General features: G+C 67.8%; 21 protein-coding genes. All 21 read left to right on the forward strand.

Annotation, left to right across the window (positions count from 1 at the left end; translation table 11 throughout):
• Positions 1–120: 120 nt before the first annotated feature.
• The 21 genes from ACTJJM_RS19485 to ACTJJM_RS19585 all read left to right on the forward strand — a co-directional run bounded on the left by ACTJJM_RS19485 (position 121) and on the right by ACTJJM_RS19585 (position 25,790).
• On the forward strand, positions 121–2,256 hold the full coding sequence (locus ACTJJM_RS19485) for a putative bifunctional diguanylate cyclase/phosphodiesterase (protein ID WP_440865898.1): 2,136 nt from the start codon (positions 121–123) through the stop codon (positions 2,254–2,256).
• 158 nt (positions 2,257–2,414) lie between these two features.
• A complete protein-coding gene (flhB, locus tag ACTJJM_RS19490; RefSeq protein WP_057504315.1) occupies positions 2,415–3,545 on the forward strand; it encodes a flagellar biosynthesis protein FlhB in 1,131 nt (376 codons plus the stop codon).
• A gap of 44 nt (positions 3,546–3,589) precedes the next feature.
• Positions 3,590–5,650: a flagellar biosynthesis protein FlhA gene (gene flhA / locus ACTJJM_RS19495; RefSeq protein ID WP_317216455.1), complete on the forward strand. Its 2,061-nt coding sequence runs from the start codon at positions 3,590–3,592 to the stop codon at positions 5,648–5,650.
• Positions 5,651–5,795: 145 nt separating this feature from the next.
• Positions 5,796–7,424 carry a flagellar biosynthesis protein FlhF gene (gene flhF / locus ACTJJM_RS19500; RefSeq protein ID WP_049412716.1) on the forward strand — a complete coding sequence of 543 codons (1,629 nt, stop codon included), beginning with the start codon at positions 5,796–5,798 and terminating at the stop codon, positions 7,422–7,424.
• Positions 7,411–8,298, forward strand: coding sequence for a MinD/ParA family ATP-binding protein (locus tag ACTJJM_RS19505; RefSeq protein ID WP_010482449.1), 888 nt, complete (start codon positions 7,411–7,413; stop codon positions 8,296–8,298). Before flhF ends, ACTJJM_RS19505 begins: the two co-directional genes overlap by 14 nt.
• The gene (locus ACTJJM_RS19510) at positions 8,295–9,038 is read left to right on the forward strand and encodes an RNA polymerase sigma factor FliA (RefSeq protein WP_010482450.1); all 744 of its coding nucleotides are present in this window, start codon (positions 8,295–8,297) and stop codon (positions 9,036–9,038) included. Before ACTJJM_RS19505 ends, ACTJJM_RS19510 begins: the two co-directional genes overlap by 4 nt.
• Before the next feature lie 57 nt (positions 9,039–9,095).
• Positions 9,096–9,488 carry a chemotaxis response regulator CheY gene (gene cheY, locus ACTJJM_RS19515; protein ID WP_006365466.1) on the forward strand — a complete coding sequence of 131 codons (393 nt, stop codon included), beginning with the start codon at positions 9,096–9,098 and terminating at the stop codon, positions 9,486–9,488.
• On the forward strand, positions 9,488–10,093 hold the full coding sequence (locus tag ACTJJM_RS19520) for a protein phosphatase CheZ (protein ID WP_010482455.1): 606 nt from the start codon (positions 9,488–9,490) through the stop codon (positions 10,091–10,093). Before cheY ends, ACTJJM_RS19520 begins: the two co-directional genes overlap by 1 nt.
• A 2-nt stretch (positions 10,094–10,095) precedes the next feature.
• A complete protein-coding gene (locus ACTJJM_RS19525; protein WP_235650467.1) occupies positions 10,096–11,928 on the forward strand; it encodes a chemotaxis protein CheA in 1,833 nt (610 codons plus the stop codon).
• Positions 11,929–12,029: 101 nt separating this feature from the next.
• Positions 12,030–12,770 (forward strand): flagellar motor protein, encoded by a 741-nt coding sequence (locus ACTJJM_RS19530; protein ID WP_010482457.1) that lies wholly within the window; start codon positions 12,030–12,032, stop codon positions 12,768–12,770.
• 1 nt (position 12,771) lies between these two features.
• Positions 12,772–13,788, forward strand: coding sequence for a flagellar motor protein MotD (motD, locus tag ACTJJM_RS19535; protein ID WP_019338561.1), 1,017 nt, complete (start codon positions 12,772–12,774; stop codon positions 13,786–13,788).
• Between the two features lie 4 nt (positions 13,789–13,792).
• Positions 13,793–14,575, forward strand: a complete 783-nt coding sequence (locus tag ACTJJM_RS19540; RefSeq protein WP_005413243.1) for a ParA family protein — start codon at positions 13,793–13,795, stop codon at positions 14,573–14,575.
• Positions 14,572–15,777: a chemotaxis protein CheW gene (locus tag ACTJJM_RS19545; protein ID WP_053442966.1), complete on the forward strand. Its 1,206-nt coding sequence runs from the start codon at positions 14,572–14,574 to the stop codon at positions 15,775–15,777. Before ACTJJM_RS19540 ends, ACTJJM_RS19545 begins: the two co-directional genes overlap by 4 nt.
• A 112-nt stretch (positions 15,778–15,889) precedes the next feature.
• Entirely contained in the window at positions 15,890–16,198 is a 309-nt protein-coding gene (locus ACTJJM_RS19550; protein ID WP_014037092.1) for an STAS domain-containing protein, read from the forward strand.
• Complete coding sequence (locus tag ACTJJM_RS19555) at positions 16,195–16,560, forward strand: response regulator (RefSeq protein ID WP_005409521.1); 366 nt, start codon at positions 16,195–16,197, stop codon at positions 16,558–16,560. Before ACTJJM_RS19550 ends, ACTJJM_RS19555 begins: the two co-directional genes overlap by 4 nt.
• A 45-nt stretch (positions 16,561–16,605) precedes the next feature.
• The gene (locus ACTJJM_RS19560; RefSeq protein WP_440865899.1) at positions 16,606–18,597 is read left to right on the forward strand and encodes a chemotaxis protein CheA; all 1,992 of its coding nucleotides are present in this window, start codon (positions 16,606–16,608) and stop codon (positions 18,595–18,597) included.
• Positions 18,598–18,983: 386 nt separating this feature from the next.
• A complete protein-coding gene (locus tag ACTJJM_RS19565) occupies positions 18,984–21,233 on the forward strand; it encodes a methyl-accepting chemotaxis protein (protein ID WP_440865900.1) in 2,250 nt (749 codons plus the stop codon).
• A 158-nt stretch (positions 21,234–21,391) separates the two neighbouring features.
• Entirely contained in the window at positions 21,392–22,165 is a 774-nt protein-coding gene (locus ACTJJM_RS19570) for a flagellar brake protein (RefSeq protein WP_029550863.1), read from the forward strand.
• Positions 22,166–22,298: 133 nt separating this feature from the next.
• Positions 22,299–22,790, forward strand: coding sequence for a chemotaxis protein CheW (locus ACTJJM_RS19575; protein WP_010482468.1), 492 nt, complete (start codon positions 22,299–22,301; stop codon positions 22,788–22,790).
• Positions 22,791–22,926: 136 nt separating this feature from the next.
• Entirely contained in the window at positions 22,927–23,310 is a 384-nt protein-coding gene (locus ACTJJM_RS19580) for a hypothetical protein (protein WP_010482470.1), read from the forward strand.
• A gap of 101 nt (positions 23,311–23,411) precedes the next feature.
• Positions 23,412–25,790: a methyl-accepting chemotaxis protein gene (locus ACTJJM_RS19585; RefSeq protein ID WP_440865901.1), complete on the forward strand. Its 2,379-nt coding sequence runs from the start codon at positions 23,412–23,414 to the stop codon at positions 25,788–25,790.
• Positions 25,791–25,994 lie beyond the last annotated feature (204 nt).

The following is a 25,994-nucleotide window of genomic DNA, read 5'->3' on the forward strand; positions in this document are numbered from 1 at the left end:
CGGTGCGCGGGTATCGGCGCCAATGGACGTCACCGAAGCCTGCACCCCGCCCTGCGTCGGCCTGCCTCATGCATGCCCCACCGTGGTTTCCGTCGACAGGCAGGTCCGGGAGACTGACGAATGCTGGTAGGCACGTACAACCCGTGGCTGGTGGCGATCTCGCTGCTGGTTGCCGTGATGGCTTCGTACACTGCGCTGGCAATGGCCGGGCGCACGGTCACCGCCCCCGGCAAGGGCGCGGCGTGGTGGTGGCGCCTCGGTGGTGGCTTCGCCATGGGCCTGGGCATCTGGTCGATGCATTTCATCGGCATGCTCGCCTTCGACCTGCCCATTCCGCTCGGCTACGACCTGCCCATCACCCTGCTCTCCCTGGCCCTGGCCATCGCCTCGTCAGTGTTCGCACTGTGGCTGGTCTCGCTGCGCACCCTGCCGCATCCGCGCCTGGCTGGCGGCGCACTCTTGATGGGTACCGGTATCGCCGGCATGCATTACGTTGGCATGGCCGCAATGCGCATGCAGCCGGGCATCGACTACGACCCGGGCTGGCTGCTGTTTTCGCTGATGGTGGCGGTCGCTGCTTCGTGGACGGCCCTGTACGTTGCATTCCGCCTGCGTGCGCAGCGCACCCGTGTGGGCGACCGGCTGGCAGCGGCCGGCCTGCTCGGGCTGGCGATCGTCGGCATGCACTACACGGGCATGGCCGCCGCACGCTTTCCGGAAGGCAGCATCTGCGGCGCAGCCGTAGGCGATGGACTGCAGAGCGAATGGCTGGCCATGCTGGTGGTGATGCTCACCGTGGCGATCCTGGCCGTGGTGCTGGTGGTGTCCTGGCTGGACCAGCGGGTGGAGGCGCAGCTGCTGCGCCTGCGCAATTCGCTGCTCAGCACCTCGTTGACCGACGCTCAGCAGGAACTGACCCAGGCCGCACTGCACGACCCGCTCACCCGCCTGCCGAACCGGTTGCTGCTGCAACGGCGCATCGTGCAGGCCCTGGCAGAGGCCGAACAGGGCGGCAGTCGTTTCGCGGTGATGTTCATGGACCTGGACGGCTTCAAGCAGGTCAATGATGCCTATGGCCACCAGGCCGGCGATGCGCTGCTGGTGGCGGTGGCCGAACGCACCCGCCAGCTGTTGCGGCCACACGACATGCTGGCACGGCTGGGCGGCGACGAATTCGTGCTGGTGGTGCGCATCGAGCACGACGAGGACCTGCCGACCCTGGCCCGGCGCATCCTGCAGGCGGTGGGCAGCGGCCCGCTGTTGCCGGACCACGAACTGCAGGTGAGCGCCAGCATCGGCATCGCGATCTGCCCCGACCACGCCGCCAGCGAACGCCAGCTGATGGCCTTCGCCGATGCGGCGATGTACCAGGCCAAGGAGTCGGGCCGCAACGCGTTCGTGCTGTTTGCCGACTGGATGAACGACAGCGCCGAGCAGCAGTTCCGCCTGCTGGCCGACCTGCGTCGGGCGATCGGCAGCGAGCAGCTGTTCCTGCATTACCAGCCGAAGATCCGCGTGGCCAGCCAGAAGGTGGCCGGCGCCGAAGCGCTGATCCGCTGGCGCCACCCGGAACAGGGCCTGATTCCGCCGGACCGCTTCATCCGCTTGGCCGAGCGCAGCGGTGCGATCAACGAGATCGGCCGCTGGGCGCTGGACCAGGCCTGCCAGCAGCTGCGGCACTGGCACGATGCCGGCCACGACGGCTGGACGATGTCGGTGAACCTGTCGCCGGTGCAGTTCAGTTCTCCGCACCTGCTGCAGGACGTACGCGAGGTGATCGAGCGCTACGCGATCGCCCCGCGCAACCTGGTGCTGGAGATCACCGAGAGCACGGTGATGCGCGATACCGATACCAGCCTGCGCCTGCTGCAGAGCTTCTCCGCCCTGGGCGTGGGCATTTCCATCGATGATTTCGGCACGGGCTACTCCAGCCTGCTGTACCTGAAGCGCCTGCCGGCCACCGAGATCAAGATCGACCATGCGTTCGTGCGCGATCTGGAGCACAGCGCCGAGGATGTGGTGATCGTCTCGGCGATCGTGGCGCTGGGCCATGCGCTGGACATGGACATCGTCGCCGAAGGCGTGGAAACCGCTGCCCAGCGCGCCTACCTGGAGCGGCTGGGATGCGATTACCTGCAGGGCTACCTGCTCGGCCGCCCGGTCGATGCGGCGCGCTTCATGCAGCTGCACGACCTGCCCCGGCCGCGGGTGGAGCTGGCGCAGAGCCCACCGCCCAGCGACAACGCTCCCCTGTAGAGCCGAGCCTGCGCTCGGCTGCTCTTCGCGCCCGATCCAAACATAGCCGAGCATGGGCTCGGCTCTACAAATAGATCCACGCCGTGCGTGGATAGGCAACACCCCATCACGGAACAGTTCTTGCACGCACCCCGGCACCCCCTGCCGCAGTGCCCGTGATGTCCGAGAACGAATCCGCCGGCGAAAAGACCGAACAACCTACCGAAAAACGCCTGCGCGACGCCCGTGAACAGGGCAACCTGCCGCGCTCGCGCGAACTCGGCACCGCCGCCGTGTTCGGTGCCGGCGTACTGGCGGTGATGGCCATGAGCGGCTCGATCGGCCGCGGCGCCACGGCCTGGATGAAGCAGGCGCTCAGCCCGGAACAGAGCCTGCGGCAGAACCCGAAGGAACTGTTCGGCCACTTCGGCGACCTGCTGCTTCAGTTCATGCTAGTGATCGCGCCGCTGGTGCTGGTCTGCCTGCTGGCCAGTTTCGTCGCACCTCTGGTGATGGGGGGCCTGCGCTGGTCGCAGAAGGCGTTGCTGCCCGACATCAACCGCATGAACCCGATGAGCGGGCTCAAGCGCCTGTATGGCCCGGAGGCCATCGCCGAGTTCACCAAATCGCTGCTGCGCGTGGCCTTCGTCGGTGTCGCTGCCGGGATGGTGGTCTGGACCGGCTTCGACACCCTGCGCGGGCTGATCCACCACCCGCTGGAGACCGCCATCACCGACGGCCTCGGCTTCACCCTGCGCCTGCTGCTGGCCACCGCCGGTGCGATGCTGGTGCTGGCCGCCATCGACGCGCCGTACCAGCGCTGGAACTGGATGCGCAAGCTGAAGATGACCCGTGAAGAGCTGCGCCGGGAAATGAAGGAAAGCGAGGGCAGCCCCGAGGTGAAGGGCCGCATCCGCCAGCTGCAGCAGCAGATGGCCAACCGCCGGATGATGGAGGCGGTACCCACCGCCGACGTGGTGGTGGTCAACCCCACCCACTACGCGGTGGCCCTGAAGTACGAAGGTGGTGCCATGAACGCCCCCACCGTGGTCGCGCTGGGCGTGGACGAGACCGCCCTGCGCATCCGTGAAGTGGCCGACGGCAACAAGGTGGCGATCGTCTCTGCCCCGCCTTTGGCACGCGCCTTGTATCGGGAAGGCCAACTCGGAAAGGAAATCCCCGTGAGACTGTATTCGGCCGTCGCCCAGGTCCTGTCCTACGTCTACCAGCTGCGCGCCTGGCGCACTGGCCCGATGCCGGACGCCCCGCACATCCAGGTGGATGAATTCGGCAAGGGAGGCCGCCCGTGAGCGCCCAGCCCTCCACCGGTTTCAACACCCGCCGCGCTCTGGAAATGATCCGCCAGGGCCTTGGCGCGCCGCTGATCGTGCTGGCCCTGCTGGCCATGGTTGTGGTCCCGCTGGCCGCACCGGTGCTTGATGCGCTGTTCACCTTCAACATCGCCATCTCGCTGATGGTGCTGCTGGCGGTGGTCTACGTGAAGCGCCCGCTGGACTTCACCATCTTCCCGATCGTGCTGCTGATCACCACCATGCTGCGGCTGGCGCTGAACGTAGCCTCCACCCGCGTCATCCTGCTCAACGGCCAGAACGGCCACGATGCGGCCGGCAAGGTGATCGCCGCCTTCGGCGAATTCGTGATCGGCGGCAACTACGCGGTCGGCATCGTGGTGTTCGCGATCCTCACCATCATCAACTTCGTGGTGATCACCAAGGGCGCCGGCCGCGTCTCGGAAGTGACCGCGCGCTTCATCCTGGACGCGATGCCCGGCAAGCAGATGGCGATCGACGCCGACCTCAACGCCGGTTTGCTGACGCGTGAAGAAGCCAAGCTGCGCCGTGAAGAAGTCCGCGAGGAAGCCGACTTCTACGGCGCAATGGACGGCGCCAGCAAGTTCATCCGCGGCGACGCCATCGCCGGCATCCTGATCCTGTTCATCAACATGCTTGGCGGCCTGGCCGTAGGCGTGCTCCAGCATGGCATGCCGTTCGGCGACGCCGCCGCCACCTACACCCTGCTCTCCATCGGTGACGGCCTGGTGGCGCAGCTGCCGGCGCTGCTGGTCTCCAGCGCGGTGGCGATGCTGGTCACCCGCGCCTCGCGCTCGCAGGACATGGCCCAGGCCATGACCGGCCAGGTGTTCGGCCAGTACCGTGCGCTGGCGATCACCGCCGGCATCATCGGCGTGGTCGGCCTGGTGCCGGGCATGCCCAACGTCGCTTTCCTGACGCTGTCCGCGATCCTCGGCTTCATCGCCTGGAAGGTCTACCGCAAGGGCAAGGCCGCGGCCACCGACCCGGCAGCCGCAGGCAATGACGCCGCCGCGCTCAACGCACTGGGTCGCCCGGCCGCACCGGCGCCCACCGCCGAACTGAGCTGGGACGAGCTGCGCCCGGTCGATCCACTGGGCCTGGAGGTCGGCTATCGGTTGATCCCGCTGGTGGACGCCAACCAGGGCGGCGAACTGATGGCGCGCATCAAGGGCGTGCGCCGCAAGCTGACCCAGGACGTCGGCTTCCTGATCCCGTCGGTGCACATCCGCGACAACCTGGAACTGCCGGCCAACGGCTATCGCGTGCTGGTGCACGGCGTGCCGGTGGCCACCGCCGAAATCCATCCGGATCGCGAGCTGGCGCTGGACCCCGGCAGTGCACTCGGCGCGCTGGAAGGCATCGCCGGCAAGGACCCTGCGTTTGGCCTGGACGCCACCTGGATCCAGCCGCACCAGCGCGCCCAGGCCGAAACGCTGGGCTACACCGTGGTCGACCCGGCCACCGTGGTCGCCACCCACCTCTCGCACCTGATCCGCGAGCACGCGCCGGAACTGCTCGGACACGAGGAAGTGCAGCACCTGCTGGCCAACCTGGCCAAGAGCGCGCCCAAGCTCGTCGAAGATCTGACGCCGAAGGCGCTGCCGCTGTCGGCGGTGGTGCGCGTGCTGCAGAACCTGCTGGTCGAGCGCATTCCGATCCGCCAGCTGCGCAAGATCGCCGAAGCACTGGTCGAACACGCGCCGAACAGCCAGGACCCGTCCGTGCTGACCGCCGCCGTGCGCACCGCACTGGGCCGTTTCATCGTGCAGGAGATCGCCGGAATGTCGGCGGAACTGCCAGTGTTCACCCTCAACCCGCAATTGGAACGTGTCTTGCAGGAGTCCACGCAGGGCAACGGCGCCGCGCTGGAACCCGGACTCGCAGAGCGACTGCACCAGAGCCTGGCCGAATGTGTCAGCAAGCAGGAAGCGCGAAACGAGCCGGCGGTCGTGCTGGTACCGGGCCCGGTGCGCGCCGCGCTGGCGCGTCTGGTCCGCCACAGCGTCCCGTCGCTGTCGGTCCTGGCCTACAGCGAGGTACCGGAGGACAAGCGACTGAAGCTGGTCGGAACGATCAGCTGACGCCGCCCACCGATGCGCCAGAAAACAGACACCACTTTCGAACCAACGCAACAGACAGACACCAAGGGGAACCCGCACCGTGCAGACCACCGACCACCCGAGTTCTCCGACCGCCACCCCGCCGTCTTCGTCCCGTGACCACAGCATGAAAATCAAACGATTCGTCGCCGCCGACATGCGCTCGGCCATGAACCTGGTGCGCAAGGAACATGGTCCTGACGCCGTGATCCTGTCCAACCGCCGGATCGAGGAAGGCATCGAGATCGTCGCCGCCGCGAACTATGACGAGAGCGCCGTGCAGCGTGCACTGGAAGCCTCGCGCCGTGACGTCGCTCCGCCGCCGGCACCCAAGCCGCGCACCGCCGCCGATGCCGTCATTGCCGCAGTCACCCGCCGTCGCAGCAACACCCCCGCTCCGGAACCGGTTGCCGCGACCACCTCGGCCGTGGCCGCCCTCGCCCGCGCCGCGGTCGGTGCCACCGGCCGTACCCTGGACAGCGCCGACGAGATCGTGCCGACCCGCGGCAGCACCGGCTTCGCCGCGACCCTGGCCCGCGCTGCCGTCAACGAACCGGCGCTGCCCGAACAGATCTTCGCCCCGTTCGCCGAGGCCATCGTTGCACCGGCACCGGCACCGGCCGCCAGCGCGCCAGCCAACCGTGCCCGCTTCCAGATCGACCCGCCGCACGAGATGCATCACGAAAGCGCGGCCCCCGCCGTGCAGCCGCCGCCGCTGCCGGGCGCGGCTCCGACCGAAGCACAGCCGGAGATCGCCGCCAGCGAACCGGCAGTGGCCGACGCCGTCATCGAAACCTCGCCGGAGCCCACCCTCGCCCCGGCCCCGGTGCTGACCGTGGTCGCCCAGGACGACGCCGAGATCCGCCAGCTGCGCCAGGAAGTGGCCGGCATGCGCCAGGTGATCGAGCGCGAGATGAACCGCTTCACCGACGAGCGCCTGCGTGGCTGCCCGGTGCGCGCCACCGCGCTGGACCTGATGGACGAGTACGGTTTCGACGCCGGCCTGGCCCGCGATGTGGCCATGCAGATCCCGCTGGAGACCGAAGCCCACCGTGGCCGCGGCCTGATGCTGGGGCTGATTTCGCGCAAGCTGCCGATCGCCCCGGTCGACCCGCTGGAAGAAGGCGGCGTGATCGCCCTGGTGGGCCCGACCGGCGCCGGCAAGACCACCACCATCGCCAAGCTGGCCTCGCGCTTCGCCGAGAAGCACGCGCCGCGTGATGTCGCCCTGGTCACCACCGACACCACCCGCATCGGTGCCCGCGAGCAGCTGTACGGTTACGGCCGCCAACTCGGCATCGCGGTGCACGAGGCCAACAGTGGCACCGACCTGGACCAGCTGCTGGAACGCCTGAAGGACTACAAGCTGGTGCTGATCGACACCGCCGGCCTGGGCCCGCGCGACCGCGCACTGGCCGCCCAGCTGCAGTGGCTGCGTGCCGCCCGCCAGGTGCGCACCCTGCTGGTGCTGCCGGCCAATACCAGCTTCGGCGACATGGACGAGGTGGTCCGCCGCTTCGGCGCCGCCAACCTGCAGGGTCTGGTGCTGAGCAAGCTGGACGAGACCGGCCGCTTCGGCAACGCCCTGTCGGTGGCCGTGGACCATGCCCTGCCGATCACCTGGGTGACCGATGGCCAGGACGTTCCGGAGGACCTGCACCGGGCCAGTGCGGCCAATCTCGTACTTCGCCTTGAAGATTTGCGCCGCGCGGCCGATATGCCCTGCAACCCGGAGTTGAACCATGCCGTCGCGTGAGTACGCCAAGCTGACCAAGACCTTCCCGCTGTCGGCCACCCGCAGCGAGCCGCTCGGCCCTGTGCGCACCATTGCCGTCACTGGCGGCAAGGGCGGCGTGGGCAAGACCAACGTTTCGGCCAACCTGGCCGTGGCGCTGGCCGGCATGGGCAAGCGCACGCTGCTGCTGGACGCCGACCTTGGCCTTGCCAACATCGACGTGATCCTGGGCCTGAACCCCACCTTTACCCTGGCCGATCTGGTCGCCGGCCGCTGCACGCTGGATGACGTCATCGTCGAAGGCCCGAACGGCGTGCTGGTGGTCCCGGCCGCGTCCGGTCGCCGCCACATGGCCGAGCTGGCCCCGGCCGAGCACGTCGGCCTGGTCAACGTGTTCTCCGAACTGGAACGCGAACTGGACATCATGGTGGTGGACACCGCCGCCGGCATCACCGATGGCGTGCTGACCTTCTGCCAGGCCGCGCAGGACACCGTGGTGGTGGTCTGTGACGAGCCGGCCTCGATCACCGACGCCTACGCGCTGATCAAGGTGCTGTCGCGCGAACGCGGCGTGGACCGCATCCAGGTGGTGGCCAACATGGTGCGCGACCCGAACGAGGGCCGCGTGCTGTATGAAAAGCTGACCCGGGTCTGCGAGAAGTTCCTTGCCGATGTCTCGCTGAACTATCTGGGCTGTGTGCCGCAGGATGATTGGCTGCGCCTGTCGGTGCAGCGCCAGCAGCCAGTGGTAAAGGCCTACCCGTCCAGCCCGGCCGCGCTGGCGATCACCGAGATTGCCCGCCGTACCGCACGCTGGCAGGCGCCGACCGAACCGCGCGGCGGCGTCGAGTTCTTCCTCGAACGCATCCTCAAGCAGCGCGGGGTGGCCGCATGAAAGGCGCAGCCCAGTACCGGGAAGTCCAGCGCACGGCGGCCAACGAGGTCATCGCCCAGCATTCGGACCTGGTGCGGCGCATCGCCCACCACCTGGCCGCACGCCTGCCGGCGAGCGTCGAGGTCGACGACCTGATCCAGGCCGGCATGATGGGACTGATCGAAGCCTCGCGCAGCTATGACGCCGACCAGGGGGCTTCGTTCGAGACCTACGCCTCGATCCGCATCCGCGGTTCGATGATCGATGAGATCCGCCGTGGCGACTGGGTGCCGCGCTCGGTGCACCGCCGTGCACGTGATGCCGCCGCCACCATCCGCCGCCTGGAACAGAGCAGTGGCCGTGCCGCCAGCGCCACCGAAGTGGCCGCCGCGATGGAGATGCCATTGCCCGAGTACCTGCGGCTGATGGAAGACGCTGCCCGTGGCCAGGTGCTGAGTCTTGAATCGCGCATCGAGGACCAGGGCGAGCTGGACACCGTGGCCCAGGGCGGCCCGACCCCGCAGCAGGTGCTGGAGCGCGGCGAGTTCGGCCGCGAGCTGGGCAAGGCCATCGGCCATCTGCCCGAGCGCGAACAGCTGGTGCTCTCGCTGTACTACGAGCAGGAACTGAACCTGAAGGAGATCGGCGCGGTGCTCGGCGTGAGCGAGTCGCGGGTCTGCCAGATCCACGGCCAGGCGGTACTGCGCCTGCGTGGCCGGCTGAAGCTGTTCGAGGCCGCCGACGCCGGCCTCGAAGAATGAACATCCCCGAGGCGGCTGCCCCCGGCCGTCCGGAATGAACAACAAAGGAATTCTGCTTTGAACAAGAACATGCGCATCCTGATCGTCGACGACTTCTCGACCATGCGTCGAATCGTCAAGAACCTGCTGGGCGATCTGGGCTTCACCAATACCGCCGAAGCCGAGGACGGGCATGCCGCGCTGTCGCTGCTGCAGAGCCAGCCGTTCGATTTCGTGGTCACCGACTGGAACATGCCGGTGATGACCGGCATCGAGCTGCTCAAGGCGATCCGTGCCGATGCCAAGCTGAAGACCCTGCCGGTGCTGATGGTCACCGCGGAAGCCAAGCGTGAACAGATCATCGAAGCCGCCCAGAGCGGCGTGAACGGCTACATCATCAAGCCGTTCACCGCGCAGACGCTGGAAGAGAAGCTCGGCAAGATCTTCGAACGCCTGGCGGCCAGCGCCTGATGGATACCACGGTCGACAAGAGCGCCCTCGCCCTGCGCCTGCAGGAGGCCCTGGACGCACTCGAGTCCGGTGACGAAGCCGCCTGGCGGCAGCGCATCGACGGACTGGTCGCGCTGCGCACTCAGCCGATGATGAGTGGGCTCTCGCGGCTGGCCCGCGAACTGGGGCAGGCGCTGGGTGAACTGCCGACCGTGCCGAGCGAAGCCGGGGAACTGGACGATGCCTGCGCGCGCCTGGACCACGTGGTGGCGATGACCGAACAGGCCACGCACCGCACCCTGGACCTGGCCGAGGAATGCCGCAGCCTGACCGAACAGCTGCGCGCCGAAGGCCTGCAGCCGGGCCAGGACGCGCAGCTCGAGCGCATCCGCCACAACCTGACCGAGATCGCCCTGACCCAGAGCTACCAGGACCTGACCGGGCAGATCATCCGTCGCGTGGTGGGCATCGTCCGCCGCGTGCACGAAGGCTTCGGCGCACTCGGCCTGCCACCGGAACAGCATCGCACCGACCCGGAACTGGCCGGGCCGGCACTGAAGGGACTGGACCGCCACGCGGTCTCGCAGAACGACGCCGACGACCTGTTGTCGGATCTGGGGCTGTAAGCATGAGCGCGGTATCCGACGACATCACTGCCGATTTCATCATCGAGGCACAGGAAATCCTGGATCGCCTCGGCGAACAGCTGGTGTCGCTGGAGCAGGCACCGCAGGACAGCGATCAGCTCAACGCGGTGTTCCGCGGCTATCACACGCTCAAGGGCGGCGCCGGATTCCTCGGCGTCACCGCCATGGTCGAGCTGTGCCATGCCGCTGAAGAAGCGCTGGGCGCCGCGCGTGCCGGCCAGGCGGTGCTGCAGGCCCATCACTTCGACGCGGCCCAGCAATCGCTGGACTACCTGCAGTCGATGCTGGATGCAGTTTCCTCCGGCACCGAGCCGGGCTATGCGCCGCCGGACCTGATCGCCCAGTTCGACGTGCACGGGGGTGCCTTGGCTGCGCCCGCCGCCGCAGCAGCACCCGCCGCGGGGGGCAGCGACCTGATCACCGACGACGAATTCGAGGCCCTGCTCGACCAGCTGCATGGTGGCAACGCGCCGACCGCGGTCGCACCGGCGAAGAAGGCCGACGACGGACTGATCAGCGAAGACGAGTTCGAAGCCCTGCTCGACCAGCTGCACGGTGGCGCCGCACCGGGCACCAAGCCCGCTGCCGCCATGGCACCGGCGCCGGCTGCAGCCCCGCGCCCGGTCGCCGCACCGGCACCGGTGGCAAAGCCGGCCGCCAAGCCGTTGGCCGAGGCCGAACATACCGTACGCGTAGACACCAAGCGCCTGGACGCGATCGTCAACCTGATCGGCGAACTGGTGCTGTCACGCAATCGGCTCAAGACCCTGCGTGCACGCCTGCGCGATGAAGAATTGGACCGCGCCGTGTCCACCCTGGACATCGCCACGGCCCGCCTGCAGTCGGCGGTGATGCGTACCCGCATGCAGCCGGTGGGCAAGGTCTTCTCCCGCTTCCCCAAGGTGGCCCGCGACGTCGCCCGCTCGCTGAAGAAGGAAGTGGACCTGGAACTGATCGGCGCCGAGACCGAGCTCGACCGCAACCTGGTCGAAGCGCTGGCCGACCCGCTGGTGCACCTGGTCCGCAACGCCATCGACCATGGCGTGGAAATGCCCGACCTGCGCGAGGCGCAGGGCAAGCCGCGGATGGGCCACGTGCGGCTGTCGGCGCAGCAGGAAGGTGACTACGTCAGCATCGAGGTGCAGGACGATGGCGCCGGCATCGACCCCGAAAAGCTGCGCGCCAAGGCACGCGAGAAGGGCCTGATCGATCCGGAAGCGGCCGCGCGCCTGAGCAGCGAGGAATGCCTGCACCTGGTGTTCCTGCCCGGCTTCTCGACCAAGCAGCAGGTCACCGACATCTCCGGCCGCGGCGTCGGCATGGACGTGGTGCAGTCACGCATCCGCGAACTGAGCGGCCAGATCCAGATCCAGTCGGAGCTGGGCCGTGGCAGCCGCTTCCTGATCCGCGTGCCGCTGACCCTGGCGATCCTGCCGACCCTGCTGGTTCAGGCCGGTGAGGACGTCTACGCGCTACCGCTGGCGCGCGTGATGGAAGTGCTGCACGCACCGCGCACGTCGCTGGGCTGGTTCGATGGCCGTGCCGTGCTCGATCGGCGCTCGCACACCCTGCCGCTGGTCGATCTGCGCCAGTGGCTGGATGTGACGCCCGCCGCCTCGCCCCTGCTGACCATCGTGGTGCTGCAGGCCGGCGAAGCGCGCTTCGGGCTGGTCGTGGACCAGGTGCGCGGGCGGGAGGAAGTGGTCATCAAGCCGCTGCCGAAAGCCCTGCGCGGCCTGCGCGGTTATGCCGGTGCAACCTTGATCGGCGATGGTCGCATGGCCTTGATCCTGGATGTGGACGGGCTGCGATGACCCCCGCCGGGCCCTGCCCGGCGACCCGAAAACTGTGACTACCGTCTGTACGCGATCTACCGGTGTCTCAAGTCCCATTCATACACGCCGATACCGGAACCATGGATAGACTCAGCCTCATTGGACTCTTTCTCGCCCTGGCCTCGCTGGTCGGTGGCAGCATCCTCAAGGGCGCCGGCCTGGCGTCGTTGTGGTCGCCTGCCGCGTTCGTGATTGTCATCGTCGGCACCGTCGCCGCGATCCTGCTGCATACCTCGCCGGCAGTGTTCAAGCATGCCTTCAAGATCGTGCGTTGGGTCGTGCGCCCGCCGCACAGTGATCGCCGCGAACTGATCCAGCAGATCGTCGAGTGGAGCAACATCGCCCGCCGCCAGGGCCTGCTGGGCCTGGAATCGCAGGTGGAAGCGCAGCAGGACCCGTTCCTGCGCAAGGGCCTGCAGCTGCTGGTCGATGGCGTTGAACCCGAATCGATGCGGCACATGCTGGAAATCGAACTGGGCAGCCAGGAGCATCAGGACCAGGCCGGCGCCAAGGTCTTTGAAGCGATGGGCATCTACGCACCGACCCTCGGCATCATCGGCGCCGTGCTCGGCCTGATCGCGGTGATGAAGAACCTGGCCGACCCGAGCAAGCTCGGCCACGGCATCGCTGCCGCGTTCACCGCCACCATCTACGGCATCGCCTCGGCCAACCTGCTGTTCCTGCCGGTGGCCGCCAAGCTCAAGAGTGTCATCTCGCACAACACCCGCGACCGCGAGATGGTCATCGAAGGCCTGATCTCGATCGCACAGGGCGAGAACCCGCGCAACATCGAAACCAACCTCTCCGGCTTCCTGCACTGACATGGCCCGCCGCAAGCACCACGAAGAGCACGCCAACCACGAAGCATGGGCGATCCCCTATGCCGACCTGATGACGCTGCTGCTCGCCTTCTTCGTGGTCATGTACGCGATCTCCTCGGTCAACGAGGGCAAGTACCGGATCATGGCCGACGCACTCACCGATGCCTTCGGTGGCGCACCGCGCACCATCAATCCGGTGCAGGTGGGTAACAAACAGGTGCAGGGTGGCGGCTGGGACAGCCCCTCGGTGATCAAGTCCGGCACCAAGATCGGGCCCTCCGCGCCTGCACCGTCGCACGACCCGACCCTGCTGCCGTCGATGGCCTCGCAGATGCGCATGCCGGTGTCGGTGCACAACCAGGAGCAGATCGCGCGCGCCGAGCGCCAGCTCAACAGCATCGCCGACCGCCTCACCGCCGCACTGGCGCCGCTGATCGACCGCGGCATGATCAGCGTGCGCCGCACCGAGCTGTGGATCGAAGTCGAGATCAACAGCGACATCCTGTTCCCGACCGGCTCGGCCGCGCTGGACGTGCATGCGCGGCAGACCCTGGCCAGCCTGGCCGAGGTGCTGCGTGACGTGCCCAACAGCGTGCGCGTGGAAGGGCACACCGACAACGTGCCGATCGCCACCGCCACCTTCCCCTCGAACTGGGAGCTGTCGGCCGGACGCGCCGCCAGCGTGGTGCATCTGTTCGCCGACCAGGGCGTGCAGCCGTCGCGGCTGGCGATGGTCGGCTACGGCCAGTTCCGCCCGCGCGAAGAGAACGACAGCGCGCAGGGCCGCAACCGCAACCGTCGGGTGATGGTCATCATCCTGGCCGACACCTCGCATTCGGTGGACCCGCTCGGCCAGCGCCTGAACGCAGCCACCGGCGCCACCGACAGCACCGCTACCGAACAGGCCGCCGCAACTCCGGCCAGCGCCCCCACCTCCCCCATCGCACCGGTGAAGTTGCCGCCGGTGCCGGCTGGCAGCCGCGTCGGCGCCGCCGTTCCCCCGGCAATGAAGGAGTAAACCGATGCGCATCTGGGCAGTCGCCAACCAGAAGGGCGGAGTCGGCAAGACCACCACCACCCTCGCCCTCGGCCGTGGCCTGGCCGCGCTTGGCCATCGCGTGCTGCTGATCGACCTCGATCCGCACGCCTCACTCAGCCGCGCCTTCGGCGTGCCGGTGGATCCGCCGCCGGCCGGCGTGCTGGAACTGTTCGGCGCACCGCCGGCCGATCTTTCCAGCCTGTGCCATGCCAGCAGCATCCACGGCCTGGACTATGTCTGTGCACAATCCGCGCTGGCCACATTGGAACGCCGCAGCGCCAACCAGCCCGGCCTCGGCCTGGCCCTGCAGAACGCGCTTGCCCGCCATCAGGGACAGCACGACTACATCCTGCTGGACTGTGCCCCCACCCTTGGCCTGTTGATGATCAACGCGCTGGCCGCTGCCGACCGCCTGATCATCCCCACCCAGGCCGAGCCGCTGGCCCTGCATGGCCTGGACGGCATGGTCCGCACCGGCGAGATGGTCGAGCGCTCGCGCCGCCGCCCGCTGCCGATCTCGATCCTGCCGACCCTGTTCGACCGCCGCACCCGCGCCGGCAACGAGTCGCTGCGCACGATGCAGGATCGTCATGGCACCCGCGTGTGGGAAGACGCCATTCCGATCGACACCCGCATCAGCAATGCCGCAGGCCTGACCCTGCCAAGCGTTGGTGAGGACTACCCGGGCCGCGGCCTGGCTGCCTACCGCCGCGCCCTCAACTGGATCCTCGGCGAGGATGCCCGCGCCCTGGAGCAGGCCGCATGAACAGCACCGGCGTACTGGACGACTATCTGGACGAACTGCTGGGCGAAGCGATCGCCGTGGCGCCACCGGCTGCACCGCCGCCGGCCAGCGACGAAGCGTGCCCGGCGATTGCAGCGGACGCCGAACGCGAGCCGACCTGGGACGATCTTCCGGCCGAAGTGATCTACGAGACCGACACCGCAGCCACCACACCGATTGAGGACGACGCTGCGCTGGAAGCTGCATTCGAGGCCGCTGCTGGCGCGCCCGAGCGCGAGCCGACCTGGGACGACCTGCCGGCCGAGGTGATCTACGAAACGGAGACTGTTGCTGCTGCCCCGGCAGAGGACGACGCAGCACTGGAAGCCGCCTTCGAGGCCGCCGCAATGCCTGTCGCCGCTCCCGAGCGCGAACCGACCTGGGATGACCTGCCTGACGAGGTGATCCACGAGACGCCCCCTGCTCCGGCTGCCGCCAAGGCAGGTCCGGAACCCACCTGGGACGATCTGCCGGACGAAGTGATCTACGAGACCGATACGGCCGACAGCCATCGCCTCGCCCACACCGACAGCCCCGGCCTGCAGGCTGCATTCGAGGCCGCAGCAGGCGGCGAGGACGTTCCTGCGCCACCACCGGCCGTAGTCGCAGCACCCGCTCCAGCGGCACGCACCGATGCCGCGCCGCCACCGCGCGTGGCCGTGGACGCGCCAGCAGGCAACCGTCCGAACAGCTGGCAGGAACTGCAGGCACAGGCACATCGGCCCGCCAGCAGTCCGCATCCGCAGAACCGACGCGCCGGCGAGCGCACCTCGCGCTGGTTGCGCCTGCGCTGCGGCACCCAGGCCTATGCACTGGAACTGCTGAAGGTGCAGGAAGTGGTGCTGCCGGTGCCGCTGCTGCCGTTGCGCGGCACCGCACCGGCCATGCTCGGCATCATGAACCTGCGCGGCCAGGTCGTGCCGGTGATGGATCTGGGCCTGCACCTTGGAGCCGCGGCCGCCGAAGACGACTCACAGACCCGTATCGTGGTCCTGGAAGAAGACGGCGAGACCATCGGCCTGCGCGTGTCGGCGGTGGAAGATGTCGCCAACCTCACCGATTCGCAGATCGAACCGCCCGATACCGCGCGCATCTGCCAGATCTCCAACGACCTGTTCCGCGGCGTCGCCCGGGTCAGCCAGCGCCCGATGATCCTGCTGGATGCCACGCGGCTGTTGAGCTGAGTCGGCGCTTTGCGCCGACGCGTTGCCTGTCGGGGACGCACCGCGTCGATTCCCCTAAAGAACCCCGCCGGGGTGCCGTTATGGATCACGGAACCGTTTGTCCGGAGCAACGATGAGCACTGTCGAACTGGGTGGGGATCTCGGCATCGAGAGCACCACCGAGCTCAAGAACCGCCTCGCCCCGCTGGTGGCGCAGGCAGGCGAGCTGACCCTGGATGCAAGCCAGGTCGCCCGCATCCACACGGCCGCCGTGCAGGTGCTGTGTGCGTTCGTGCAGGCCCGCCGCGAGGCAGGTCTCGGCACCGGCTTCCACGGTTGCACTGCAACCTTCCGTGACGCCGCGCGCCTGCTGGGCGTCACCCAGGCCCTGGGCCTGGACGTAACCCATGACAACCTGAAATCTGTGGAGAACGCTGCATGAGCGCACGTATCTTGGTGGTGGACGATTCGGCGTCGATGCGCCAGATGGTTTCCTTCGCCCTCACCTCGGCCGGTTTTGCCGTCGAAGAAGCCGAAGACGGCGCGGTCGCGCTCGGTCGCGCCAAGGGCCAGCGCTTCAATGCGGTGGTCACCGACGTCAACATGCCGAACATGGACGGCATCGCGCTGATTCGCGAACTGCGCCAGCTGCCGGACTACAAGTTCACCCCGCTGCTGATGCTGACCACCGAATCGGCCGCCGACAAGAAGTCCGAAGGCAAGGCCGCCGGCGCCACCGGCTGGCTGGTCAAGCCGTTCAATCCCGAACAGCTGGTCGCCACCGTGCAGAAAGTGCTGGGCTGATCGCCCGCCACCGCTCCCCCTCTTCGCTTCCGGACCACCACTGCCATGAGCATGGACCTGCAACGCTTCCACGCCACCTTCTTCGAGGAGAGCCGCGAAGGCCTCGACGCGATGGAGGCTGGCCTGCTGGCCCTGGAATCGGGGCAGCAGGACGCGGAGATCATCAATTCGGTGTTCCGCGCCGCCCACTCGATCAAGGGCGGCGCCGGCACCTTCGGCTTCGATACGATCGCCGGCCTGACCCACGTGCTGGAAACGCTGCTCGATGAACTGCGTGCCGGCAAGCGGGCGCTGGAAGGCCACGCGGTCGACGCCATGCTGTCCTCGGTGGACGTGCTGCGCGCCCTGCTTCGCGAAGCCGAACACGGCCAGGCTGCCGATCCGGCTGCAGTCGCTGCGGTGAAGGCGCGCCTGGAAGCGGTCCTTTCCGGCCAGGCCGCACCGAGCGCCCCCGCTGCCGTCGCGGCCAAGGTGGACGATACGCCGGAAGCCTGGCAGATCGGCTTCACCCCGGCACCGTCGCTGTTCATGAGTGGCAACGACCCGCTGCGCATCATCCGCGAACTGGAGCATCTCGGTTCGCTGCAGGTCGCCGCGCGCATGGAACGCCTGCCCGGCTTCGCCCAGCTCGACCCGCTGGAGGCCCACCTGGCGTGGGATCTGGGCCTGGTCGGCAAGGTGCCGCGCAGCAAGATCGAAGACACCTTCGCCTGGGTACTGGACGACTGCGAACTGGACATCCGTCCGGCCGCACCGCCGAGCCTGGCTACACAGGCGCCCATTGCAACCACCCCTTCCACACCGGCTGCCGTCGTACCGGCGGCGCCTGCAGCGCCCGCCACCAGCGGCGGCGCCAGCCAGGAAGCCGAAACCTCGATCCGAGTCAGCGTCGACAAGGTCGATGCGCTGATCAACCTGGTCGGCGAACTGGTCATCACCCAGGCCATGCTCAAGCAGGTCTCGCACGCGCTGGACCCGGTCCACGCCGAGAGCCTGTTCGCCGGCCTGGACCAGCTTGAACGCAACACCCGCGACCTGCAGGAAGCGGTGATCGGCGTGCGCATGCTGCCCGTCGATGCGGTGTTCCGCCGCTTCCCGCGCCTGGTCCGGGACCTGTCCAGCCGCCTCGGCAAGCAGGTGCGCCTGCGCACCGTCGGCGAAGGCACCGAACTGGACAAGGGCCTGATCGAGAAGATCGCCGATCCGCTGGTGCATCTGGTACGCAACTCGATCGACCACGGCCTGGAAATGCCCGACGTCCGCCGCGGTGCGGGCAAGGACGAGACCGGCACGATCACGCTGGCAGCCTCGCATCAAGGCGGCCATATCGTCATCGAAGTCAGTGACGATGGCCGTGGCCTGGACCGCGCCAAGATCCTGGCCAAGGCTCACGAACGCGGCCTGGCCGTGCCGGACAACCCGACCGATTCGCAGGTCTGGGACCTGATCTTCCAGCCAGGCTTCTCCACGGCCGATGCGGTCACCGACCTGTCCGGGCGTGGTGTCGGCATGGACGTGGTCCGCCGCAACATCCAGGCACTGGGCGGCGAGGTGCAGATCGAAAGCAGCCTTGGTAACGGCACCCGCACGCTGATCCGCCTGCCGCTGACCCTGGCCATCCTCGATGGCATGACCGTGGCAGTGGCCGGTGAAACCCTGATCCTGCCGCTGGCCTATGTGCTTGAGGCCCTGCAGCCGCAGGCCGAAGACATCCGCAGCATGGCCGGCGAAGGCCGCGTGCTGCGCGTACGTGGCGAGTACCTGCCGATCCTGTCGCTGAGCGAATACTACGGCTACGGCAACCGTGCGCCGGGCAGCGAATCGCTGGTGGTGGTGGTCGAAGGCGATGGCCAGAAGATCGCGCTGGAAGTGGACGAACTGGTCGGCCAGCAGCAGGTCGTGGTGAAGAACATCGAGAACAACTACCGCCGCATCGGCGGAGTATCCGGTGCCACCATCCTCGGCGACGGCCGGGTCGCGCTGATCGTCGACATCGGTGGGTTGGTGCGCTCGCTGCGGATGCCGCAGGCGGCCTGATCCACGCTGCATGCGAACCATGGACCGCCGCCCCTCGGGGCGGCGGTTTTCGTTTGTGTTCGCCCTGCCAGGGGGGTCAGATTCCCTTCCGCAGGAACGGAATATGACTGCGGGACGGCACCCCGAAACCAAATCGTGAACTCCGTCGGCACGATAGTTGCTGTCGCAACCACTTCATCCAATCGAAAACCGCGTCGCTGCAACGCTTCCGCGCTGCCCTCCCTACGCATCCGAATGTGATCTGCGTCCATAAAGTCCATCGAGACTGCGCCGCTATTTCGCATTGACGGCCGTCACCGAACCCCACCGGGAACCACCGTTCGCTCTGCAACCACCCCCAAACCGGCGCACAGACGCCGGCACTCTGCCCACCTGGAGCACCCTGCATGAAGTGGTTCCAAGATCTGCCCATCGCCCGCAAGCTGGCTGTGGGGTTCACCCTCACCACGTTGATGACCCTGATCCTCGGCGCGTTCGCCCTGCTGCGACTGAGCGAAGCCAACGCGCAGCTACGCGACATGGCTGGCAACGATATCCCCTCGGTCCAGCACCTGGGCGAGGCGCGCTCGCAGCTCGGGGAGTTCCGCACCTACGAACTGGCCCAGCTGAGCATGCTCGACCAGCCGGAAAAGGTGGCCGACTACAACAAGCGCATGGACGACACCGCCAAGGCCGTACATGACGAACTGGCGGCGTACGCGGCGCTGCCGGCGCTGGACAAGGAGCGTGAACTGTATCGCGCAGCCAGCGCGCAACTGGATCGCTACTTCGCCGCCAACAAGGCGATGCGCGACGCCGTGACCGCCGGTGACGGCGTCCTGGCGCGGCAGATCTCCGACGAGCAGTCACGCCCGGCGCGCCGCGACCTGTTCGCTGCGATGAAGGCACTGGGCGCCCATATCGCCGGGCAGATGGACGGCAAGATCGCCGACGCCAACGCCACCCATCGCAACAGCATGATCGCCATCATCGGCTGCATCATCCTGCTGTCGCTGGTGGCCGCCGCGCTGGCCATCGTCATCTCGCGCGCGGTCACCGGCCCGCTGGGCAAGGCCGTGCATGCCATCCAGGCGGTCGCCCGCGGCGACCTCAGCGTCAGCACCCAGGCCACCAGCAAGGACGAGGCCGGCAAGATGCTGGCCGCCACCGCGGAGATGACCGCGATGCTGCGCCGCTTCAGCGAGCAGACCCAGCTGATGGCCCAGATGCATGCCGGCCCGGACATCAGCCACCGCATTCCCGAAGACTTCCCGGGCGTCTATGGCCAGCTGGCCAACGGCATCAACACGGTGATCTTCGAACACCTCGATGCAATCGTCGATGCCATTGAAGTACTCAACCAGTACGCCACCGGCAACCTCGCCCCGGACGCACGCCGCCTGCCGGGCAGCCGCGCGATCCTGCACGAGTCGATGGATGCGGCCAAGGCGAGCCTGCTGGCCATCAACACGCAGATCCAGCAGCTGGCCTCGGCCGCCGCCGCCGGCGACTTCAGCCAGCGCGGTGATGCGCAGCGTTTCGATCACGATTTCCGCGTGATGATCGAGCAGCTCAACAGCATGATGCAGGTGGCCGACGGCAACCTCGGCCAGCTCTCGCAGCTGCTGCAGTCGATCGCCGCCGGCGACCTGACCGCACGCATGGACGGCCAGTTCAACGGCGTGTTCGCGCGCATGCGTGACGACGCCAACACCACCGTCACCCAGCTGACCCAGATCGTCGGCCAGATCCAGGCCAGCGCTGGCAGCATCACCCTGGCCGCCGGTGAGATTGCATCGGGCAACAGCGACCTGTCGCGCCGTACCGAGCAGCAGGCCGCCAACCTGGAAGAGACCGCGGCGTCGATGGAGGAACTGACCTCCACTGTGCGTCAGAACGCCGAGCACGCCCGCCAGGCCAACCAGCTCGCCATCGGTGCCCATGGCGTCGCCTCGCAGGGCGGTGAAGTCGTCGGCCAAGTGGTCACCACCATGTCCGCCATCGAAGCCTCGTCGAAGAAGATCGCCGAGATCATCAGCGTCATCGACGGCATTGCGTTCCAGACCAACATCCTGGCGCTGAATGCCGCCGTGGAAGCCGCGCGTGCCGGTGAACAGGGCCGCGGCTTCGCCGTGGTCGCCAGCGAAGTGCGCACCCTCGCCCAGCGCTCGGCGGCTGCCGCCAAGGAGATCAAGGGCCTGATCGATGATTCGGTCGGCAAGGTTGCCGAGGGCTCCAGCCTGGTCCACCAGGCCGGCAGCACCATGGGCGAGATCGTGGCCTCGGTGCAGCGCGTGACCGACATCATGGCCGAGATTTCCGCTGCTTCGCAGGAACAGTCGGCCGGCATTGAGCAGGTCAACCAGACCGTGGTGCAGATGGACGAGACCACCCAGCAGAACGCCGCGCTGGTGGAGGAAGCCACCGCCGCCGCGCGTGCAATGGAAGACCAGGCCGTGCAGCTGGGTGAAGCCGTGGCCCGCTTCCGGCTGGCATCACAGGGCACGACGGCCATCCCGGCACGCCCGCTGGCGGCACCGGTACCGCGCCAGGTTGCAGCCGCCGCACCGGCCGCAAAGCCGGTCCCGGCGCGTACGCTGCGCACCGCGACAGCCCAGCCGGCGCTGGCCGCAGACGGCGACTGGCAGGAGTTCTGATGTACCCGGGGTCGGATCCCTTTCCTTCGGGAAGGGGATCCGACCCCGGACGCATGGAAAGTGATGCAATTCTCACTTCATAATCCGGCACAGTGGCCGATATCCCCATCGAGCCTCGCGCCAACGCGTGCTGGCGCCCGCCCCTGACCGTAGATTCCATGTCCGACGGCAACGACACTGCAGTGCATGATGTCCACGCGGCTGACGCCGCTGACGAACGTTTCCTGGTCCGTAATCCGCGCCAGCTGCGGCAGCTGCTGCGATCGCTGATCGACCAGCGATCACTGATCAATGCGCATATCGACGGCCGCGACCGCTCGTTCCCGACCGCGCTGCTTGAGCTCGACGAGGACGAAGACACCCTGCTGCTCGATGGCAGCCCGCAGGAGGCGTCCAACCGCGCCGCCGAACAGGCCGATCATCTGCTGTGCTTCGCCCAGCTCGAACGCGTGCTGGTGCGGTTCCGCCTGCAGGCACTGCAGCGTGTGGACAATGACGGCCACGTCGCCTTCCGCGCCCCTCTGCCGGACGAGCTGGTCCATCTGCAACGACGTGAGATGTACCGGCTGGAGACGCCCGTCACCGATTCGCCCCAGCTGCTGGTCCCCGCCGGCGAGAGCCGCGCCGAAGCGCTGTCGATGCGGGTGGTGGACATCAGTGGTGGCGGCCTGGCGGTGGCCGTGCCTACCGACTGCGCGGTGTTCAGCCTGCAGAAGCGCTACCCGGCGGTGCTGTCGCTGCCCGACGGCCCGGACCTGGAGATCGAGCTGGTCGTCTGCAACCTGCTGCCGCAGCGCCAACCCAACGGCATCGAGATCAAGCGCGTGGGCATGCGCTTCGACATCCTGCCACGTGGCGCCGACAGCGCCATCCAACGCTATATCTTCCGCATCGACCGCCAGCGCAAGGCGCGCCGCAACGGCGAGCTGTAGGGCTCGTCCAACCGGTAGTGCCGGCCGCTGGCCGGCAACCTCGCGACAACGCGGGGCCCACACCTAAAGTCCCCCGACGAGGGGCCGATATCGAGCCTGACACCGGGACTTCCGGCAGAACCAGGACCCCTCGATGAACGACAAGACCAGCTCCACCGCCAGCGCCGGTGGCGAATTCCTCAGCTTCACCCTCGGTGCCGAGCACTACGGCGTGGACATCCTCAAGGTGCAGGAAATCCGCGGCTATGACGCGGTCACCCGGGTGCCGGATGCACCGGACTACATCAAGGGCGTGATCAACCTGCGCGGCACCATCGTCCCGGTCATCGACCTGCGCCTGAAGCTGCGCCTGGACGACGCCCGCTACGACGCCTTCACCGTGATGATCGTGCTGAACGTCGACGACCGAGTGGTCGGCATCGTGGTCGACAGCGTCTCGGACGTGATCCCGCTGTCGGCCGAACAGATCCGCCCGACCCCGGAATTCGGCGCCGCCGTCGATACCCGCTTCATCTCCGGCATCGGCACGCAGGACGACCGCATGCTGATCCTGCTCGACATCGAGACCTTGCTGGACAGCGCCGACATGGGCCAGGCCAACGTCGTTGAAGACGCCGCCGCCTGATCAAGCGGACCTGCTTCACGTTCTGGTCACACAACCCTTCAGTTCCCTCCAGCAGTGCCGATAGGGGGACAGAAGCCGGTCGCGCAGGAGCGCGCAGAACCGGAACGACCATCCCCATCCCCGGAGATACACCTCGATGAAGTCCCTGCTTGCGTTCGTTTCGGCCGCTGTCCTGGCCACCACCGCTTCCGCCGCGTTTGCCCAGTCGGCCGACATGATCCCGCCGGAACTGGCACCGCGCTCGGTCGGCAAGGACGGCATGGTCTGCGGCAAGGTCGAGAAGGCCCGCTACGCAGAAGGTTCCGAAGGCCAGCCGACCTTCCTGTACATGGGCGGCGCCTTCCCGCGCCACACCTTCTCGGCGCGCATCGCCGGCGAGAACCGCGGCAAGTTCTCCTTCCCGCTGGAAACCCTGGAAGGCAAGACCGTCTGCGTGATCGGCAAGATCCAGCGCGACGCCTCGCGCGCGGAAATCGAAGTCAGCTCGCCGGCCGGCCTGAAGCTGGCCAACATCAAGTAATCCGCTGTCCGTCGAACCACGCCGGACCTGGTGCCGGCGTGGTTTCTGCTGCAACCGGGCCCGACGCCCGGACGCGTCTGCCTTAGGAGATCGCAACGCCCATGCCGTGGATCAACAACCTCAAACTGATGCCGAAGCTGCTGCTGACCTTCGGCGTCCTCCTGCTGGTGATGTTGCTGCAGGGCATCGTCGCCTATCGTGGCCTGCATTCGCTGAACAATGTCACCACCGAGCTGGCGGGTTCTCGCATGGAGAGCATCCGCATGGCCGGCGAGATGCGCGGCATGCTGGGTGAATACCGCAACGCCGCCTACCAGCAGCTGATCCGCGCCAGCGACGACGTCAAGGCGGATGCACGCAAGCAGGGCGTCGAGCTGCGCGCGAGCATGGACAAGTCGATCAAGGAGTATCCGACCCTGGTCGACAACGCGCAGCAGAAGAAGCTGTTCGACACCTTCGCCAAGGAGTGGAAGGACGCCCTGGCCTCCTATGACAGCGTCACCGAGATGCTGGAACTGGACCTGCCGGACGACGCCATCGATACCTTCGTCGGCGAAACCCGCACCAAGCACCGCAAGGCCGCCTCGGCGCTGGAAGCGCTGATCGCCGAAGACAACCGCCTCGCCCGCGCGTCGCGCGAACAGGCCGCCTCCACGTATTCCGCCTCGGCCGTGCTGACCGTGATCGCCCTGCTGGGCGGCGCCGCGCTCGGCCTGGTGCTGGTCTGGCTGTTCGCCCGCGCCCTGGTCGGCAGCGTGCGCGGCGCCGTGTCGGTTGCCAACGACGTGGCCGGCGGCAAGCTCGATGGCCACATCGACGTCAGCCGCCAGGATGAAGTGGGCGAACTGATGCAGGCCATGCAGCGCATGCAGCGCGACCTGCGCGAGCGCATCGAAACCGACCAGGCCGTGGCGCGCGAGAACCTGCGCATCCGCACGGCGCTGGATTACAGCTCGACCGGCGTGTACCTGACCGACACCAGCAACACCATCGTCTACAGCAACCGCGCCCTGCAGCAGACCCTGAGCCAGTACCAGGACGAAGTGCGCCGCGACCTGCCGGACTTCGACGCCCAGGCCTCGCTGATCGGCAAGCCGGTCACCGTGCTTGAACACCGCGGTGAAATGGACCAGACCCTGCTGGGTAACCTGAAGGCACACGGCGTCGCCCGTCGCCCGATGCAGTACGGCGATGCCCAGTTCGCCCAGGTGGTCTCGACCATCCGCAATGAAGGCGGCGACACCGTCGGCTACGTGGTGGAATGGCGCGACCGTACCCAGGAAGCGCAGGTGGAAGCCGAAGTGGCGCGCGTGATCGCCCAGGCAGCCGCCGGCGACCTGTCCGGCCGCATCGATTCCAGCGACAAGGAAGGCTTCTTCCTGCAGCTGGCCCAGCAGATCAACGGCCTGCTGGACGCCAATGCCGGCAGCATCGAACAGATCTCCGGCCTGCTCGCCGCGCTGTCGCAGGGTGACCTGACCGTGCGCATGCATGGCGACTACCAGGGCGTGTTCGCCCGCATGCGCGACGACGCCAACGCCACGGCCGCGCAGCTGAGCGAGATCGTCACCCGCATCAAGCAGTCCAGCCGTGCGATCAGCTCGGCCGCCGGCGAAATCGCCTCGGGCAACAGCGACCTGTCGCGCCGTACCGAACAGCAGGCTGCCAACCTGGAAGAAACCGCTGCCTCGATGGAGGAACTGACCTCCACCGTGCGCCAGAACGCCGAACACGCCCGCCAGGCCAACCAGCTCGCGATCGGCGCGCATGGCGTCGCCTCGCAGGGCGGTGAAGTGGTCGGCCAGGTGGTCACCACCATGTCGGCCATCGAAGCCTCGTCGAAGAAGATCGCCGAGATCATCTCGGTCATCGACGGCATCGCGTTCCAGACCAACATCCTGGCACTGAACGCCGCCGTGGAAGCCGCACGTGCCGGTGAACAGGGACGTGGTTTCGCCGTGGTCGCCAGCGAGGTGCGCACCCTCGCCCAGCGCTCGGCCGCTGCCGCCAAGGAGATCAAGGGCCTGATCGACGACTCCGTTGGCAAGGTCAACGACGGCTCGGCCCTGGTACACAAGGCCGGCGCCACCATGGGCGAGATCGTCGCCTCGGTGCAGCGCGTGACCGACATCATGGCCGAGATCTCTGCGGCTTCGCAGGAACAGAGCGCCGGCATCGAGCAGGTCAACCAGACCGTGGTGCAGATGGACGAGACCACCCAGCAGAACGCTGCACTGGTGGAAGAAGCCACCGCCGCCGCCCGCGCGATGGAAGAACAGGCCGGCCACCTCAGCGAGGCCGTGTCGATCTTCGTGGTGGACGAAGCCGAGGTCGTGGCCGCCCCGCGCGTCGTCGCTGCCCCTGCCCCGCGTGCTGCCGCACCGGCGGCACCGGCTCCGGCCGCCCCGCCCGCCCGCCGCAGCGCGGATGGTCGCCCGATGGCCACGGAACTGGCCGACGGGGACTGGCAGGAGTTCTGATTCCAGCCTGACCTGATCCACGAAGACGCCCTGGCCCTGCGCCGGGGCGTTTTCGTTTACGGGGTATCTGGATATCCAGCCAACGGCGAAGCCCCTCGGGGTGGTCGCGGAGAGCGCTTGGCTACTGAGGGCTGGCCGGGAGGGTGGGCTGCGCAGGGGACGCCGTAAACCCATCCCTGGGGGCTTGGCCGCGGCATCCATGCC

It is taken from the genome of Stenotrophomonas sp. 22692, assembly GCF_052045015.1.
Classification (GTDB): Bacteria; Pseudomonadota; Gammaproteobacteria; order Xanthomonadales; family Xanthomonadaceae; genus Stenotrophomonas; species Stenotrophomonas geniculata.

What these genes read in the sequence shown, in the direction of transcription:
- ACTJJM_RS19510 (WP_010482450.1), top strand. Translation starts at nt 8,295, where the DNA reads ATGAAAGGCGCAGCCCAGTACCGGGAAGTCCAGCGCACGGCGGCCAAC.
- ACTJJM_RS19545 (WP_053442966.1), top strand. Translation starts at nt 14,572, where the DNA reads ATGAACAGCACCGGCGTACTGGACGACTATCTGGACGAACTGCTGGGC.
- ACTJJM_RS19560 (WP_440865899.1), top strand. Translation starts at nt 16,606, where the DNA reads ATGAGCATGGACCTGCAACGCTTCCACGCCACCTTCTTCGAGGAGAGC.
- ACTJJM_RS19565 (WP_440865900.1), top strand. Translation starts at nt 18,984, where the DNA reads ATGAAGTGGTTCCAAGATCTGCCCATCGCCCGCAAGCTGGCTGTGGGG.
- ACTJJM_RS19530 (WP_010482457.1), top strand. Translation starts at nt 12,030, where the DNA reads ATGGATAGACTCAGCCTCATTGGACTCTTTCTCGCCCTGGCCTCGCTG.
- ACTJJM_RS19520 (WP_010482455.1), top strand. Translation starts at nt 9,488, where the DNA reads ATGGATACCACGGTCGACAAGAGCGCCCTCGCCCTGCGCCTGCAGGAG.
- ACTJJM_RS19580 (WP_010482470.1), top strand. Translation starts at nt 22,927, where the DNA reads ATGAAGTCCCTGCTTGCGTTCGTTTCGGCCGCTGTCCTGGCCACCACC.
- flhF (WP_049412716.1), top strand. Translation starts at nt 5,796, where the DNA reads ATGAAAATCAAACGATTCGTCGCCGCCGACATGCGCTCGGCCATGAAC.
- motD (WP_019338561.1), top strand. Translation starts at nt 12,772, where the DNA reads ATGGCCCGCCGCAAGCACCACGAAGAGCACGCCAACCACGAAGCATGG.
- ACTJJM_RS19585 (WP_440865901.1), top strand. Translation starts at nt 23,412, where the DNA reads ATGCCGTGGATCAACAACCTCAAACTGATGCCGAAGCTGCTGCTGACC.
- ACTJJM_RS19555 (WP_005409521.1), top strand. Translation starts at nt 16,195, where the DNA reads ATGAGCGCACGTATCTTGGTGGTGGACGATTCGGCGTCGATGCGCCAG.
- ACTJJM_RS19485 (WP_440865898.1), top strand. Translation starts at nt 121, where the DNA reads ATGCTGGTAGGCACGTACAACCCGTGGCTGGTGGCGATCTCGCTGCTG.
- ACTJJM_RS19570 (WP_029550863.1), top strand. Translation starts at nt 21,392, where the DNA reads ATGTCCGACGGCAACGACACTGCAGTGCATGATGTCCACGCGGCTGAC.
- ACTJJM_RS19505 (WP_010482449.1), top strand. Translation starts at nt 7,411, where the DNA reads ATGCCGTCGCGTGAGTACGCCAAGCTGACCAAGACCTTCCCGCTGTCG.
- ACTJJM_RS19550 (WP_014037092.1), top strand. Translation starts at nt 15,890, where the DNA reads ATGAGCACTGTCGAACTGGGTGGGGATCTCGGCATCGAGAGCACCACC.
- flhB (WP_057504315.1), top strand. Translation starts at nt 2,415, where the DNA reads ATGTCCGAGAACGAATCCGCCGGCGAAAAGACCGAACAACCTACCGAA.
- flhA (WP_317216455.1), top strand. Translation starts at nt 3,590, where the DNA reads ATGATCCGCCAGGGCCTTGGCGCGCCGCTGATCGTGCTGGCCCTGCTG.
- ACTJJM_RS19575 (WP_010482468.1), top strand. Translation starts at nt 22,299, where the DNA reads ATGAACGACAAGACCAGCTCCACCGCCAGCGCCGGTGGCGAATTCCTC.
- ACTJJM_RS19525 (WP_235650467.1), top strand. Translation starts at nt 10,096, where the DNA reads ATGAGCGCGGTATCCGACGACATCACTGCCGATTTCATCATCGAGGCA.
- ACTJJM_RS19540 (WP_005413243.1), top strand. Translation starts at nt 13,793, where the DNA reads ATGCGCATCTGGGCAGTCGCCAACCAGAAGGGCGGAGTCGGCAAGACC.